Origin of the sequence: Methylosarcina fibrata AML-C10 (assembly GCF_000372865.1) — a bacterium.
Lineage (GTDB): Bacteria > Pseudomonadota > Gammaproteobacteria > Methylococcales > Methylomonadaceae > Methylosarcina > Methylosarcina fibrata.
This window is the reverse complement of the sequence record NZ_KB889965.1, coordinates 2,491,871-2,506,660: the sequence shown is the minus strand read 5'-3', so window position 1 is coordinate 2,506,660 and position 14,790 is coordinate 2,491,871. Positions and strand designations below refer to the sequence as shown.

Here is a 14,790-nt window from a genome sequence, read left to right as displayed (position 1 = left end):
GGTATGGCGAAAAAATCTAGGAATTTTCGAGACACCCACGGCTATTGTTTTCAAGCAAGTTGCTTTTCGAAATTATTGCCAGGGCCATTTCATCTTTCCGCGTAATTTCACTGCCAGGACCGGGAATAACAGGACCGAAAGCATGCCCGCACTGACCAGAATGGCCGCTCTGTCCGGCCGCATATGCCCGGACGAAACGCCTATTTCGCTAATGATCATAATCAAGGGGAGGCCCGTGGCGGAATAAAATGCAAAGGGCAGTTTCTCTTCGGGGGCCAGTTCGCTTTTATATAAGACCAGAGGAACTCCGCGCACCAGGACCAGCAAGCCCAGTAATAGAGCTACTTGTACCGGAGCCAGAGGTGCGGACCATAAGGCGCTGACATCGAATTTCATGCCCGCAACGATGAAGAATATGGGGATCAGAAAGCCGTAGCCGATTGCGTCAAGCTTTTGCCGCAGTGTTTCTCCCTCCTTTCCTTTAATGGCAAGTCCGGTCACCATACCCGCAGCGAAAGCGCCCATGACGATATTTAAACCGAATTTGGCGGCGAGCGCGACAAACAAAATCTGGAGCAGTATGCAAATCCGCACGGGAAGCTGACCGCTGCTTTGCATAGTACGCTTCATGATTTCAATCATTCGTGACGTGCGCGCATTGAGAGCAATATTCGCAGCGACAAATGCGATGATGATAAAAGTCACCATGAACAGACCGTGGAGAACAGTGTCATGGGCGGGAATCAGCAAAAGTGAAATGATGATCAACGGGCCGAATTCACCCGCTGCGGCGGCTGCAACCATGTAGGTTCCGAAAGAAGAGTCCAACTCTCCACGGTCTCGTAAAATAGGCGCCAATACGCCCAAGGCTGTGGTGGACAATGCGACTGCCGCCAGCAATGGCGGACTTTGAATCAAGCCAATGACATTGAAGAAATACATGCAAATCGTGGCCGCGAAGAGGGAGAGAAGCCAGCCGCCGACTGCCAATGACAGGGGTTTGCCGCGAATCTTGTCGAAATCGATCTCAAGCCCGACCATGAATAGCAGAAAAGCCAGGCCGAGCTCTCCCAGTGTCCCGATCATGCCTTCCGGTTTGGCCAGGTCAAGCATATAGGGGCCTATGATGATTCCCAAAACGACTTCGAGAACCACGACAGGCAAGCGGGCACCGCTGGGCAACTCGGCCACAAGCGGTGCAAGCATCGCGACAAAAGCGATCAGCAGAAGTTCGGAAGGATAGGCTTCCATAGAGAGGCTCCTATGCTTGTCTGATTTTTGTTATTGTGAAGCCGTGAGTTTAAATGAGAAAACAACCCCAGGCCAAAATTTTTCTGCGATTTCTCTCGGACAATTTTCAGCCGAACGTTCTTCGGAGTGTCCTTTCATTATCTAAATAAAGCCGTACAAGTTTGGTCTAATTTGCTTTGACGTGTTAACATCCCCTTGGAAGCAACCGCTGTTACACATGATCACCCGGTCAAAATTGTCCATTTATCAATATATTGTGTTTGATGAACGTCCCAACGGGGGATGGGTACCAAAGGAGATTTTTCTTGACCTATAAAATACGTATTGGTCTTGTCGGCTATGGCAAAACGGGAAAAGCCGTTGCCAATGTATTAAGTAAGGATCCGCGTTTCGAATTGTGCTGGATTGCCCGGCGTACCGCCGGCGCAAGTGTGCGAACGCATCCGGAAACAGCCATTCCCATCATCGGGATGGAACAGCAATCGTTCGAGGCGATATTTGACCGGTATCCGGTCGATGCAGTAGTGGACTTTTCTTCGGCGGAAGCTGTCCGCCTGTACGGCGAAATAATTCGTAAGCACCGGATTATGCTGGTAAGCGCGATCTCTTCTTACTCGGAAAGTGATCTGGCTTATGTTCGAAGCCTGGGTCGGAATACCCGTGTCATGTGTTCCCCTAACATCACCTTGGGAATCAATTTCCTGATGGTAGCCGCCAATCTGTTGCGCAAAGTCGCGCCTTTCGCCGACGTTGAAATCATCGAGCAACATTTCAAGGAAAAACCGGAAGTTTCAGGTACTGCCCTGAAAATCGCGGAAAATTTGGGCATGGAAAGCAACCGGGTCACCTCGTTGCGAATCGGCGGAATTATCGGCGAACACGAAGTTATTTTCGGATTTCCGCATCAAACCGTCCGGCTGTCCCATTCATCGATACGGCGCGAAGCTTTCGGGACGGGAGCGGCTTTTGCTCTTTCCCAATTGCAGGCTTGTCCGATCGGTTTTTATACTTTTGAAGATTTGCTCGTACAAGCAACAAATCAGGAATGGTCCAGGCAGCTCAATTTCGGCAATGACTCTCCGAAAAGGCGCCGGCAACCCGACCTTAGCCGGGTAAACCGGTAGGCGGTCGATTATTTCATGTTTGTTTCATTATTGTTTCATTAACGGTAATGAAACAGGCACATTAAGGACCTTCCGAACTTTTCGCTGACTTCAGAATTTTTGTCGATATCATCCAGGCCTTTTCTTGCGGCGCAATCCTTACCGCTGGGAATTGCTTGATCGAGTCTGCAAAACATAACCGAGCTTCGCGATCTGCGCGGACAGAGTTCAGGGAATTGGCTTCCGCTTCGGAAACAAATTTGCTTGAACCGGCGCCGGACAAGGTTTTATTCGATAAGGCCGGGATCGACAGTAAAACTTATGATGGGAAATACTCGAACCGAACCGCTGTATATCGTCTTGATCAGCATTCACGGCTTGATCCGCAGCCGCGATCTGGAGCTGGGGCGCGATGCGGATACCGGCGGTCAAACCAAGTACGTCGTCGAGCTGGCCAAGGCTTTGGCAAAACAACCGAATGTCGGGCGCGTCGATTTGGTCACGCGCCGGATAACATCCGAGGAAGTCTCTTCCGATTACGCCGCTTTAAATGAGCCGCTGGCGGATAACGCTCAAATAGTCCGCATCCAGGCGGGTCCCGACGAGTATATCCGTAAGGAAGAGTTATGGGACCATCTGGATTGTTTCGTTGATAATTTACTCGAGTGGCTCCATAAGCAGCCTTGTCTACCGGATATTCTGCACAGTCATTACGCTGATGCCGGCTATGTCGGCGTTCGGCTCGCTCATTTGACGGGACTGCCGCTAATTTACACCGGCCATTCCCTGGGGCGGGAGAAACTCCGCCAATTGCTTGCCGTGGGATTCTCGATGGAGGAAATCGAGCAGCGCTACCATATTTCCCGCCGCATCGGGGCCGAGGAAGACACGCTGACCAACGCCGACCTGGTCGTTACCAGCACTCAAAATGAAATCGCCGAGCAATACGAGCTCTACGACTGTTATATTCCGGACAGGATGGCGGTCATACCGCCGGGCACCGACCTCAAACAATTTTACCCTCCCGCTTCCGGGGACATAGACTTCGCATTCGCAAAAAATATAAAAAAATTTCTGCACGAGCCGGACAAGCCCATGATATTGGCGCTATCCCGGCCGGACGAGCGAAAAAATATCGTGGGTCTGGTCGAAGCCTACGGCGAGTCGCACCGGTTGCAGGCAGTGGCCAATCTTGTGATCATTGCCGGGAATAGGGAGGATATCAGGGAGCTCAGCGAAGGGCCGCAAACGGTTCTGACGGAGCTGCTGCTGGTTGCGGACCGTTACGATTTGTATGGACGAATTGCCCTGCCGAAACACCATAACGCCAAAGACGTTGCCGGAATTTACCGTCTCGCGGCGGCGTCCCGGGGTGTTTTTATCAATCCGGCCTTAACCGAGCCTTTCGGTTTAACGCTGCTGGAAGCGGCCGCCAGCGGATTGCCTCTGGTTGCTACGGAAAATGGCGGTCCTGTAGATATTATCGGCAATTGCCGTAACGGCTTGCTGGTCGATCCGCTGGCTAAATCGGCCTTGGCCGAGGCGTTGTTGACGATTCTCGACAGTCCCGATATCTGGCGGGAATTTTCCGCCAGCGGGTTAAAAAATGTCGCCTGCTTTTACTCCTGGGACGCTCATGCGCAAGCCTATCTGCAAAAAGTTCAGCCGTTGACGGAGCGGCGAGAACGGCTTCCGAAAACGCCTGCCGTGGCAACCGGCGACCGGTTCCGGACGCGGGCCATTTTTACGGCACTTGACCAGACACTGCTCGGCGATGCCGAGGCATTGTGCAGGTTCATTCAGTTTATCCGCGACAAACGCAAAAAATTTCTTTTCGGGGTTGCCACTTGGCGGAGGCTGGATTCGGCGCTGGCCGTGTTGAAAAAATATCGGATCCCGACGCCCGATATTCTTATTACCAGCCTCGGCACCGAAATTTATTATGCTCCTCAATTGATCGCCGATATTGCCTGGACGCGGCACATCGACCATTTATGGACACCGCACGCCTTGCGCCGCGTCATCGGCGAGCTTCCGGGCATAGAGGGGTTGACGCCAGCCAAGACCGAGCAGAGCCGCTTTAAATTATCCTATTATTACAACGGCGACATCGCCCCGCCCATGGAAGAAATTCTGGCGATTTTGAGGCAGCACGAATTTTCCGTAAATCCTACGCTTTCGTTCGGGCAATTTTTTGATCTTGTCCCGGCGCGGGCTTCCAAAGGCAAGGCCTTGCGCTATATTGCCCAGCAATGGCAGATTCCGCTGGAGCGAATTCTGGTCATGGGCGGTTCCGGGGCCGATGAAGACATGTTGCGCGGAAATACCCTCGGCGTCGTGGCCGCCAACCGCAATCGCGAGGAATTGTCGATACTCGGCGATACGGAACACGTCTATTTTGCCAAGTACCCTTATGCCATGGGCCTGTTGGAAGGAATGGAACACTACGGCTTTTTTAATCCTTAGCGGAAGGAGCGGGCCTTATGATCAAACACTCTCGGTCCGCCGATCCGGCGGTAGAAATCACCAGGATTTATAAGGCAGAAATTTGCCGTTCAGGGTAATGACGACCCGGTCGCCGGCCGGGTTTTCTTCTTTGCCGACCGTCATGCTGAAATCGATGGCGCTCATGATGCCGTCTCCGAATTTCTCGTGAATGACTTCTTTCAAGGTTTCCCCGTAAACGCCGACGATTTCATAAAGCCGGTAAATGAGCGGATCCTGCGGTATCTCGAACGACCATCGTTTATGAGGAAACACGGTCAGGGCGGTCAGAACTTCGGCGGGCAATTCCAGAACGGCGCAAAGCTTTTCGGCAAGATCGTGCTTCATGCTGTTCATGCCCAGGCATGCCGAGGCCAGCCAGACCTCGTCGACGCCGACTTGTTCGGCAAGCGCGGTCCAGGTCAGTTGTTTTTTAACTTTGGCGGAAATGATGCGCTCGGTCATCTGTTCCTTGGTGAGCAGCGAATCGGCTTTGCAGCAGGACGGGGTTTGGGTCGGTGCGGTTTTCATTTTTTACATGCCTCTATGGATGGGTTAACTTGAACAATAACACGACAACGGTCATGGCCAGGATGAAGGAAACGCTTTTCCAGAAGCCCGCCGGATTGCGTTCGATCAGCGGCGGACGGGTTTTATTTAAAAACGCCGGGTTCGGGTGGCGCAGGTCATGGATAAACTCGGATAATTCCTCATAACGCTGATACGGGTTCGGATGCACCGCCTTTCTGAGCGCGTCGTCGACCCAGGCCGGAATTTCCAGGTCGTCGTCGAGTACCGAGCAATAATTCAATTTCTTTTGCGCAGCCCGGGTTCTGGCTTTGGCGGCTTCGGTTCCGTAAGGCAGTTTTCCCGACAGCATTTGATAAGCGATCACCCCCAGGGAAAACAGATCCGAACGGGTGGTTCCGTTTTCTCCCAGAAAATATTCCGGCGCGGTATATTGGGCGGTGCCGAGAAGATGGCTTTTCTGCAAGGGAGAAGCCATTTCCATCAGGCCGGCCACTTTGACCGCGCCGAAATCGATGATCTTGACCGTGCCGGTACTGTCCAGCAGGATGTTGTCCGGTCTCAGATCCTGATGCAGCATTTCCAGCCGGTGAAAAGCGCGCAGACCTTTGGCGATTTGTTCGACGATGCCGCGCACGGTTTCCAGATCCGGTCTCGGATGGTCGATCATCCACTGCGTCAGGGTCCGGCCTTCGACGAACTCGGTGGCGAAATAAAGATAATTGCGTTTGCGCGCCGGTGCGCACGGTTTTAGTACATGGGCACTGTCGATGCGCCGGGCGATCCATTCTTCCGTCAGGAATCTTTCCAGATAGGCCGGATCGCTCCGAAGATCGATCGAGGGAGTTTTTATGGCAACGGGCGTCCCGGTGCCGTTGTCCACGGCCAGATACACATGACTGCGGCTGCTGGCATGGATTTCCCTGACGATTTTATACCCGTCGAAGACCATTCGGGCTTCCAGCATCGGAGGAAACGGCAATTCGGTAAACCGGCGATAAAGCTCGTCCGCATCCAGGCGAGGCAAGCTGTCGATCCGGATAATCTGAGTGGTCAGATTATCCGGACTGCCTTGCCCGTAGGCTTCGTCGGCAATGGCTTTTGCAGCCGTCTCCAGGTCATTTTGATGATCCTGAACGGCCTTGATAATGAAATCAAGGCCGGCATATTCGTAGACACCGTCTGTCGCCAAGATAAATAGATCGCCCGTTTCCACCGGCAGCGCCCGATAATCGATTTCGATCTGAGGATTGACGCCTAAAGCGCGGCCAAGATAGCTTACCTCCTGCGACACCCAATAACGATGGTCGCTGGTCAATTGCTCCAGATCGCTGCCGCGCAAACGATAGATGCGCGTATCGCCCACGTGAAAGAGATGCGCCGTGGCCGACTTGATCACCAGAGCGCTCAAGGTGCAGACGTAACCTTTGTCTTTATCGTAACGGTAGGGACTTTGCCGGGTCTGCGCATGCAGCCAGGAGTTGATCGCCGTCAATACCCGGTATCCCGACTTCTCGGCAGACCAGGCTTCCGAAGTGCAGAAATAATCTTCCAGAAAACTGGTCACCGCGGCTTCGCTGGCAATCTGGCTCACCTCGCTGCTGCTGATGCCGTCGGCCAGGGCAACGGCAATCCCTTTAGCACTCAACTGGGGTTCTTTCGGGATATGAACACCGTAAAAATCCTGGTTGACTTCCTTGCGGCCCGGGTCGGAGTATTGTCCCACCGAAATTTTTAATTGACTGGCCATCAGAGCGTTCAACGGTCGGAAGCGGCCTGGCCGAGAGATCGGCCGGGGCCTGTGGTTTGACCGCAGCTCAGAGCGCGGAACGTTTCGGCGCCGTCTTTACGTGCGTCGAATACAAGGTCAGCCCGGTGAAGGCGAGGCCGCCGACCAGATTGCCCAGCACGGTCGGGATTTCGTTCCAGATCAGATAATCCATGATCGAAAATTTGCCGCCCATGATCAGACCCGAGGGGAAAAGAAACATGTTGACGATGGAGTGCTCGAAAGTCATCGCAAAGAAAAGCATGATCGGCATCCACATGGCGATCACCTTGCCGCTGACCGTGGTGGAAATCATCGCTCCGACCACCCCGGTGGATACCATCCAGTTGCACAGCATGCCCCGGATAAACAGCGTCAGCATGCCGGCTGCGCCGTATTTGGCATAGCCGAGCGTACGCGCTTCGCCGATGCCGGCAATTTTTTGGCCGACTTCATTGGGCTCGGTCGAGAAGCCGAAAGTGAAGACGATCGACATCATTACCGCCACGGTCAGAGCGCCCAGAAAATTGCCGACGAAGACCAGGCTCCAGTTCCTTAAAATACCGCCGATCGTTATCCCCGGGCGTTTGTCGATCCAGGCCAGCGGCGTCAACACAAATACCCCGGTCAGCAGATCGAAGCCCAGCAAATACAGCATGGAAAAACCGACGGGGAATAGTATGGCGCCGATCAGCGGAGAGCCCGTCTGTACGGACATCGAAACCGCAAAGACCGCTGCCAACGCCAGGATGGCTCCGGCCATATAGGCTCTGATCACCGTGTCCCGGGTCGACATGAAGACTTTGGATTCACCGGCATCCACCATTTTAGTGACAAATTCTGAGGGAACTAAATAAGACATCGTTTTTCTCTCGCTTGATAAATTAACAAGTGCAGTTCAATTAAAAGAACTTCTTTGGACATGCAATACCATGTGCCCTCACTAATGCAATAACTGCACCACAATAAGAAATTCATCCATTTCATGGCGTTTTGCTATTCATTTAATCTGCTTGCGAGATTCGTTTTACTAGGGATGGCGATGGTTTTGAACCAATTTGGTGCGGGCGTGCCGGGCTACGGTGCAGGAACGTGCAGCGTTCGAAAATCTGCTGCCGGAATGAGCCGGCCAGGGAATCCATACTTTTTTCAAATGGTTATTTTATATACCTATTCTCTATAGGGAAATTATCGTTATTAAACATTTATAACTTCTTAATGGAATAGGTAGAGTTTATGCTCTAGAAAAATCTCCTGAGAAAGGAAAAAATCAGCGGAATCAGAAAGAAATGGAGCCGGCAGTCGAGTAATTCATTAGAGAGAGCGAGAATGAAACTAGTAGCCATAGTCCAACCCATCTATCACAGTTCAACCAAACAGTTTTCTGCCTACAGTCCCGATATACCTGGTTGCGTAGCGAAAGGGCCGACCGAGAAAAAAGCCCTGGAAACGCTGAAAGCGATGATCACTCTTCGAATTCGCACGTTGGAAAAAATAGGAATCGAGCCTCCACAAAATTCCTGTAGAGTGAAAATCCTGGACATAGAAACAAAACAAGGCCTACCCGATGACGATGACGTGGTCATTCAGTTACCGTTGGCGCGCTTACGTAAATAATCTCGTCGATTAACGGTTCACGCGCCTAATGCCCAGGCTAAACAATGCGAAGCCCGATTTTTCCGATGAGAAATGTCATCAGCAACGCTTCTTGGGGTCCACTTTTTAAGCAGTCGTAGAGCCACAATGAAATCCATCGAGCAAAAAATACAGGAAGACATCGCATGCCCGGGCAGCCTTGAGGCATTGGAGGTCGTCAACTACCGCCCCGCCGTCCAGTTTGACCAACTGCGATTGCCCGGTTATACCTTTGCCAAAGGCGATTACTTGCTGACCGATGGATTCGGATTGTGTATTTACCGACCCTCAAAGGGGGACTTTCACGTAGCGTGGGTCGGCGGCGTTTGGGCCGAGCAATGCGATTTAGCCTAAGTTCTGCCGATTCGGCCGTGCGAAATACTGAATCGTCCGGCACCTGCTTCGAAACGGATCTGTCCCTCCCTGATTAAAGCCAAACTCGTCAATTGCTTTATGAGAATCAATTGTTTTCTTAAGCGGAGAAAAGGAATACCGATCAGCTTTTTGAAACTGGGCAGGAAGCCAACATGAGCTGGATAAGCGCAAACGAGCAATTACCGGACAATGACGAATATGTTTTCGTTATGTTTCGACATGATTCCGATTACGCGGACGAGACCTTATGGTACGCCCAATTCAAAGAAGGGGCATGGTACGGCAACGAGTTCGGTTCAGGTATGGTTAAATTGAAAGGAGTACCCGTTCGTTGGCACCCGATAGCCAAGGTTCCGAGAAGATCCATCGCTCGGCAATTAAAAGCAAGGGACCGGTATCGTAGCATGAGTCGAAGCAATTAGAACGTATACCGATTGACGAGTCGGTATGGTCTTCCAATTTTTATTGTTTTAGGACGTCAAACAAAGCAACAAGTTCGCCAAGCAGGGAGGATCCGAGTTTCAACCGTCAACCCTATGCTTATTGACTTTAATTTATAGGTAAAGGGAGTAATGAATATTGATCAAATCCAACTTTATCTTAGGAGAATAAAATGAAAAATCTATCCGCCAGGCTGTTATGTCTTGCTTTAGTTATGGGGAGTGTTTTTGCCGCCAACGCGGCAACGACCTATCAGGCTTACGTTGCGAATCAATGGGATCCAGGGGTTGTGACCTTTATAGACCCCGACTCCGGGACCGAAATCGGCCATACCACGGTAGGTAACGTCACATTGCGTCTCGTGTTATCCCCCGATGGAACAAAATTGTATGCCTCCAACCAGACGTCGGGAACCGTCTCGGTACTGGACACCTCAACGAGAGCCGTGCTGGCCACCATTACGGTGGGTACCAAGCCGGAATTCATGATCTATCATCCGACGGCAAATAAGCTGTACGTCGACAACAAGGATAACGGCACTGTTTCGGTGATCGATACCACGACCAATACCGTAACCAAAACCATTGCCGTGGGAGGTGCGCCTCGTTTCATGGTTTATACCGGCGGCTTCGTCTATGTCGGCAATACCGGCAGCGGCACGGTTTCGGTAATCGATACCTCGACGGATACCGTCAAGAAAACGATCACCGTCGGCTCGGCTCCACGCAACATCAGAGTATCGCCCGACGGAACTAAGGTTTATGTGGCCAACTACGGTTCCAACACGGTTTCCGCCATTGATACCGCAACCCAGACGGTTGCCTGGACCACCGCGGTGGGCACGAATCCTTCGTATGTCGCGGTCACTCCAGACAACAAGTATGTTTTAACTTCCGACACCACAGGCGGCACGTCAACGGTAATCGATACAGCGACGCATGCGGTGGTAAAGACTATTACATTGGGCTCAACCCCTTGGGCAATCACCGTCTCACCCGATGGCGCTCGTGCGTATGTCGCGGTGGCTAATGCCAACAGCGTGGTCGTGATTAATATAAGCGATTGGAGTACGCAATCGATTCCGACCGATACGGGGCCTTACTGGGTCGAGCTTAACCACGACGGCAGCAAGCTCTACGTCACCAATCCGCTCGGCGGCACCGTTTCCATCATCGATACCGCGAGCCTGACCGTGGTGAGCACGATTACCACGGACCTCAACCCGTGGACGGTGATTGAAGGGGCCATTACTACGGCTGATACGGCTGGAACGCCCACGATCACGAGCATCTCTCCCCGGTTTGTGTCTAGAAACAACACGCAGACCTTCACGATAACCGGCACCAATTTTAGCTCGACGTCGACCGTGACGATCAGCCCTGCCACCGGCATCACGATTCAGTCGGTAAGCTGTACCAGTACGTCCTGTTCGGTCCAGGCGGATCTTTCCTTGTCGGCAACTACGGGCAGCGAGAGTATGACCGTCACGAATCCGGACGGTCAGTCGGCAACGGCGACCAATGCCTTCATGATTACTGATTAACCTGAGTTAAGCAAAGCCGCCGGGTGATCGGGCTTTCGGTGGCTTTAATCTCCACGCTCCGATTCAACAATTATCTGATCAATAGTTGATTTGGGATGACCCGCCGTCCTTACAAAAAGGCGTTCGGCCTCGGGCAGAGAAAGAATCGGGCTGCCGTCGAGGTCGGGTTGCGCGTACAGGCGGAGAATTGCCATCTTCCTTGAATGTTTCACGGCAAGAAACCGATCCGGTCATCTGCGTATCGGTCGGCATGGGCTTAGAGGGTAGGTCAAGTGCCCGACTTTGGGTCTGTTCCTCGCTGCTCGGGGAACGATCTCTTGCCCGCAACCACGCGAACCATGCCGGCCAGCCCGGGCTCGATGCGAACGGTAAACCCTCTGTCTTCCAGCGCCGCGGCTACCCAGGCCGGCGAGAGCCTGAGTTTCCGATAAGCGCCGACCCGTAGCTGCCAGGCAGAACCCATCCGTTCCTGAAGCACGTCATGTGCGGCCACGTAATCGGGAAAGTATTCCAGAAAGCAGGTCAGAATGCGCTGATCGTCGCTTCTTACCGGAATGAAGCGCTCCGTTCCGGCGAGGGGGGACGTGTAATCCCGAAAGGTGGTAATGAACGTACCGTCCCGGTGCAATGATTCTGCAACAAGAGAAAACAGCCGTTCGACGGAAGCCTGTTCCGGAAGATGGGTCAGTGTGTCGCCCATGCACAGGATGAGCCGGGCTTCGGCATCCAGATGTTTTTGAAAAGCCAGCAGGTCATCCTTCACCGTTCGAATCGGCAGCGTTCCGATATGCTCCTGCAATACTTCGAGCAGTGTTGGCGAGCTATCGACAGCCGTCACGGAATAACCTCGACGAGCCAGCGGAACGGCGTGCATGCCGAAGCCCGCGCCGAGATCCACCGCGGTGCAGCCGTTCGAGGGTTGCGGACAAACGGCGTCGATCTCGCTTTCGCCACGGGCAACGGCGGCGTCGAAACCGCCTGCCATCCACAGGTAGACAGGAGCCAGATGATTTTCATAGTGTTCGGTAACGGTAGTCATAAAGGCGGATTCCGCTGTGCCGATATAAAATTGGTATGCGGGCTCATGTCAGGCCCGCTGCGCAATGATGTAGACGTGCTTTTCGGGAAACTGGTCGTACTCCAGGTGCCGGCACGCGCATTCGGCCTCTTCCAGGATGCGCAATATCGCCGGAATTCCGGGCGCCGCATGATACAACGGCTGGCCGAAGCACGGATTGGTGACTTCATCGGGCGTTTCGACCCCGCCGGTCGTGAAAATCAGCACTCCGCCGGGAGTGAGTCCGTCGCAGAGTTTGCGGAGCACGCCAGGCTGCCGGGAAAGGGGCACATGCCAGATACTGTCCCACGCGGTAATAAAGTCGTAACGCTTCGGGAAGCGCCAGGAACAGATATCGGCCATGTGAAACCGTACTTCGGGATGGTGCCTTCGGGCACGCTTCAGCATCTCTTCGGATAAATCCAGGCCTTCTACGGTAAATCCCCGGCTTTGCAGCAGATTGATTATCCGGCCGCTGCCGCCGCAGCCGATGTCGATCGCGCTTCCGAATTCGGAAACAAACCGCAACGCCCGTTCGTGCTGGCCGATACCATTGCTGTTATTGAATTCGGAGCAGTCCCAGTGTTGAGCGATTCGGTCGTAAATGAGAGCGGTCTGCTCGGGAGTCATGGGTTTAAAAGCCTCTGGTCAAGCCGAGGGCAGGCCGGGATATCTGCCGATCCTCAAGAATAATCCAACAATTAGGCCGTTCACCGGTACGGCTCGCCGTTCTTGTGCCGGAAAATCCAGGAACCGTCCACGAAGCAGGCCTCGAGATCGTCGTCAGGATAAAAGGCGCCATCGCCGGGAGAGCGGTCGCCTACCTCGAGATAGACGACAGCCTCATGGGTATGGTTAACAAGGTGATGGCCGTCGCCTTCTCCGGCCTTGAATCCTGCGCACGTTCCGGGAGCCAGCCGGATCTCTCCGGCATCGGTTATCAGGGTGGGGGCGCCTTCGAGGATATAGATGAATTCATCCTGCCGGGAATGGCAGTGCCTGAGCGCCGACATGGAGCCGGGCTCGAGGCGCGTCAGATTCACGCCGAAATTCGTCAGTCCGAAGACCTCTCCGAGCTGGCGCTTGATGCGTCCGTTCACCCGGGAGGCAAACGGCTCCGGATAGAGCGAAGGCTGAGTTCTCGGGACGACTTCGGATGCCGCCACCGCGACAGTCTTTTTTTCATTCGGCATTGGATTCTCCTACCTGCCCTCTTGAGTCGCCGACAGGAAGTCAACGGCTGCCGGAGCGCTTCGTTAAGGTTTTATTTTCAATGATTCTCGAATCCCGGCAAAAGCCAAGTTTGCCGGCAGCTTCGGCCTTTTTCGGGCCGAAGCCGGAATTCCATCGCAGTCGATTCTGGTTACGATTGAGCATGGAGGTCGACCGGAAAGGTAAGCCACGATCGATTCGAGCCGCGCTTTCGGCCGGATGCACGGGATGAGTCATCCCTCGTTTTTCCGACGGGCAAATATGCTGCCCGGACAAGTTGTATCACAGGTGGGAAAAGCGTGGCAAGGGTATTCGTATGCGGGGCAGGGTCATCGCGTTATTTCATGAGTCCTGGCAGATCGAACAGAAAGCGGCTGCGTTTACGCCAGCCTCCCTGAGTCCAGGCTTTTGTGAGCTATTTTGTGGGCATTCTGTTCCCAATTTTGCCCGTCAAATTCAATTATTTGTAGGGATAGCGGTTTGGTATCGAGACAGCGGGCGTTGACATCGATACCGTCGGGATTCGATCGGGGTATGTAAAATGGTTTGATGCCGCACACACGGCAAAAGGTATGCTTTGCGATCCCGGTATTAAACATATAGGTTGTTAAATTTTCCTCTCCACTGATGAGCTTGAATTGATTCAATGGCACGATTAGATGAAGAAAACCGGCCTTCGAGCAGATTGAGCAGTTGCAGTTCTCGACCTCTAAATGCTCGGCGGCTTCAACCTCAAACGTCACGGCTTTACAATGACAACTGCCTTTATAGATCATTCGACTCTCCTGAAACTATACCGTCTCGGACTACCGCATCTGCGAGCGTACCCGCTGCAGAATGGTCTGGAGTTCTGGCGCCACAGGGAGCGGTTTGAAGGGGCTTATACCGGATCCGCCCGTATTGCCTTCCGGTACCAGACCGGCAGCAGTCAGCAGGGCGGCGCCGACGATGCGAAGGAGTTGCCCAAAACACTCGCGAACGTTACGCCGGCGCCAGCCCCACGCGAACATCCGCCAGTGAACGCGTACATGCTGCACGGTGGAAGCTTGACCCAACACATGAGCCCGTTCAAGGCACGCGAACGCTTCCTCGGCCCGACCCTGCGCTTCGGCTTCAACGGCCGCACGCAGCTCGGCATCGACATACGGACAGATATGCTGGCCAAAAGTGTTCATGGATTCTCCTGAATGAAATGACGGGTCCGTGTTGGTCCCCCGGCGCGGCGGTCGGATGCATCCGACCGGAACGTTCAACCGAGTGTTTTGATACCGGTGCACGATATTGTTGATTCTCGTTTTGCGTTGCCCGTTCGTTATAATGTAAATCATCAATAATAATCGGAAAAGGATATCTTGTCAGCCGTCATGAATATCCTCGAGCGGCTACAGACTTG

14 protein-coding genes are annotated in these 14,790 nt (G+C 53.3%); 5 read left to right on the top strand and 9 right to left on the bottom strand.

The window, feature by feature from the left end:
- Positions 1-72: 72 nt before the first annotated feature.
- Positions 73-1,251: a cation:proton antiporter gene (locus A3OW_RS0111790; RefSeq protein WP_020563643.1), complete on the bottom strand. Its 1,179-nt coding sequence runs from the start codon at positions 1,249-1,251 to the stop codon at positions 73-75.
- 305 nt (positions 1,252-1,556) lie between these two features.
- Here A3OW_RS0111790 and A3OW_RS0111785 point away from each other — a divergent pair, with 305 nt between their 5' ends.
- Both A3OW_RS0111785 and A3OW_RS0111775 read left to right on the top strand, forming a co-directional pair.
- The gene (locus A3OW_RS0111785; RefSeq protein WP_020563642.1) at positions 1,557-2,375 is read left to right on the top strand and encodes a 4-hydroxy-tetrahydrodipicolinate reductase; all 819 of its coding nucleotides are present in this window, start codon (positions 1,557-1,559) and stop codon (positions 2,373-2,375) included.
- A gap of 300 nt (positions 2,376-2,675) precedes the next feature.
- The gene (locus A3OW_RS0111775) at positions 2,676-4,820 is read left to right on the top strand and encodes an HAD family hydrolase (protein ID WP_020563640.1); all 2,145 of its coding nucleotides are present in this window, start codon (positions 2,676-2,678) and stop codon (positions 4,818-4,820) included.
- 57 nt (positions 4,821-4,877) lie between these two features.
- Here A3OW_RS0111775 and cynS read toward each other — a convergent pair whose 3' ends face one another.
- The 3 genes from cynS to A3OW_RS0111760 form a co-directional block, all read right to left on the bottom strand.
- Complete coding sequence (cynS, locus tag A3OW_RS0111770; protein ID WP_020563639.1) at positions 4,878-5,369, bottom strand: cyanase; 492 nt, start codon at positions 5,367-5,369, stop codon at positions 4,878-4,880.
- A 13-nt stretch (positions 5,370-5,382) separates the two neighbouring features.
- Positions 5,383-7,116 carry a bifunctional protein-serine/threonine kinase/phosphatase gene (locus A3OW_RS0111765; protein WP_033411719.1) on the bottom strand — a complete coding sequence of 578 codons (1,734 nt, stop codon included), beginning with the start codon at positions 7,114-7,116 and terminating at the stop codon, positions 5,383-5,385.
- A gap of 67 nt (positions 7,117-7,183) precedes the next feature.
- The gene (locus A3OW_RS0111760; RefSeq protein WP_026223524.1) at positions 7,184-7,996 is read right to left on the bottom strand and encodes a formate/nitrite transporter family protein; all 813 of its coding nucleotides are present in this window, start codon (positions 7,994-7,996) and stop codon (positions 7,184-7,186) included.
- Positions 7,997-8,463: 467 nt separating this feature from the next.
- Between A3OW_RS0111760 and A3OW_RS0111755 the strand changes: the two genes are divergently transcribed.
- From A3OW_RS0111755 to A3OW_RS24855, 3 genes are all read left to right on the top strand, one after another.
- The gene (locus tag A3OW_RS0111755; protein ID WP_020563636.1) at positions 8,464-8,751 is read left to right on the top strand and encodes a type II toxin-antitoxin system HicB family antitoxin; all 288 of its coding nucleotides are present in this window, start codon (positions 8,464-8,466) and stop codon (positions 8,749-8,751) included.
- Between the two features lie 126 nt (positions 8,752-8,877).
- Positions 8,878-9,123: a hypothetical protein gene (locus A3OW_RS0111750; RefSeq protein ID WP_020563635.1), complete on the top strand. Its 246-nt coding sequence runs from the start codon at positions 8,878-8,880 to the stop codon at positions 9,121-9,123.
- Positions 9,124-9,757: 634 nt separating this feature from the next.
- On the top strand, positions 9,758-11,128 hold the full coding sequence (locus tag A3OW_RS24855) for a YVTN family beta-propeller repeat protein (RefSeq protein WP_157385879.1): 1,371 nt from the start codon (positions 9,758-9,760) through the stop codon (positions 11,126-11,128).
- Positions 11,129-11,396: 268 nt separating this feature from the next.
- On the opposite strand, the gene A3OW_RS0111730 is transcribed toward A3OW_RS24855, so the two are convergent.
- The 5 genes from A3OW_RS0111730 to A3OW_RS0111705 form a co-directional block, all read right to left on the bottom strand.
- On the bottom strand, positions 11,397-12,167 hold the full coding sequence (locus A3OW_RS0111730; protein ID WP_020563631.1) for a class I SAM-dependent methyltransferase: 771 nt from the start codon (positions 12,165-12,167) through the stop codon (positions 11,397-11,399).
- Between the two features lie 48 nt (positions 12,168-12,215).
- Complete coding sequence (locus tag A3OW_RS0111725; protein ID WP_020563630.1) at positions 12,216-12,815, bottom strand: class I SAM-dependent methyltransferase; 600 nt, start codon at positions 12,813-12,815, stop codon at positions 12,216-12,218.
- 80 nt (positions 12,816-12,895) lie between these two features.
- On the bottom strand, positions 12,896-13,378 hold the full coding sequence (locus A3OW_RS0111720) for a cupin domain-containing protein (protein ID WP_020563629.1): 483 nt from the start codon (positions 13,376-13,378) through the stop codon (positions 12,896-12,898).
- Between the two features lie 399 nt (positions 13,379-13,777).
- Complete coding sequence (locus tag A3OW_RS0111710) at positions 13,778-14,173, bottom strand: GFA family protein (protein ID WP_020563627.1); 396 nt, start codon at positions 14,171-14,173, stop codon at positions 13,778-13,780.
- Between the two features lie 30 nt (positions 14,174-14,203).
- Positions 14,204-14,572 (bottom strand): DUF3703 domain-containing protein, encoded by a 369-nt coding sequence (locus tag A3OW_RS0111705; protein WP_026223523.1) that lies wholly within the window; start codon positions 14,570-14,572, stop codon positions 14,204-14,206.
- Positions 14,573-14,790: the final 218 nt, after the last annotated feature.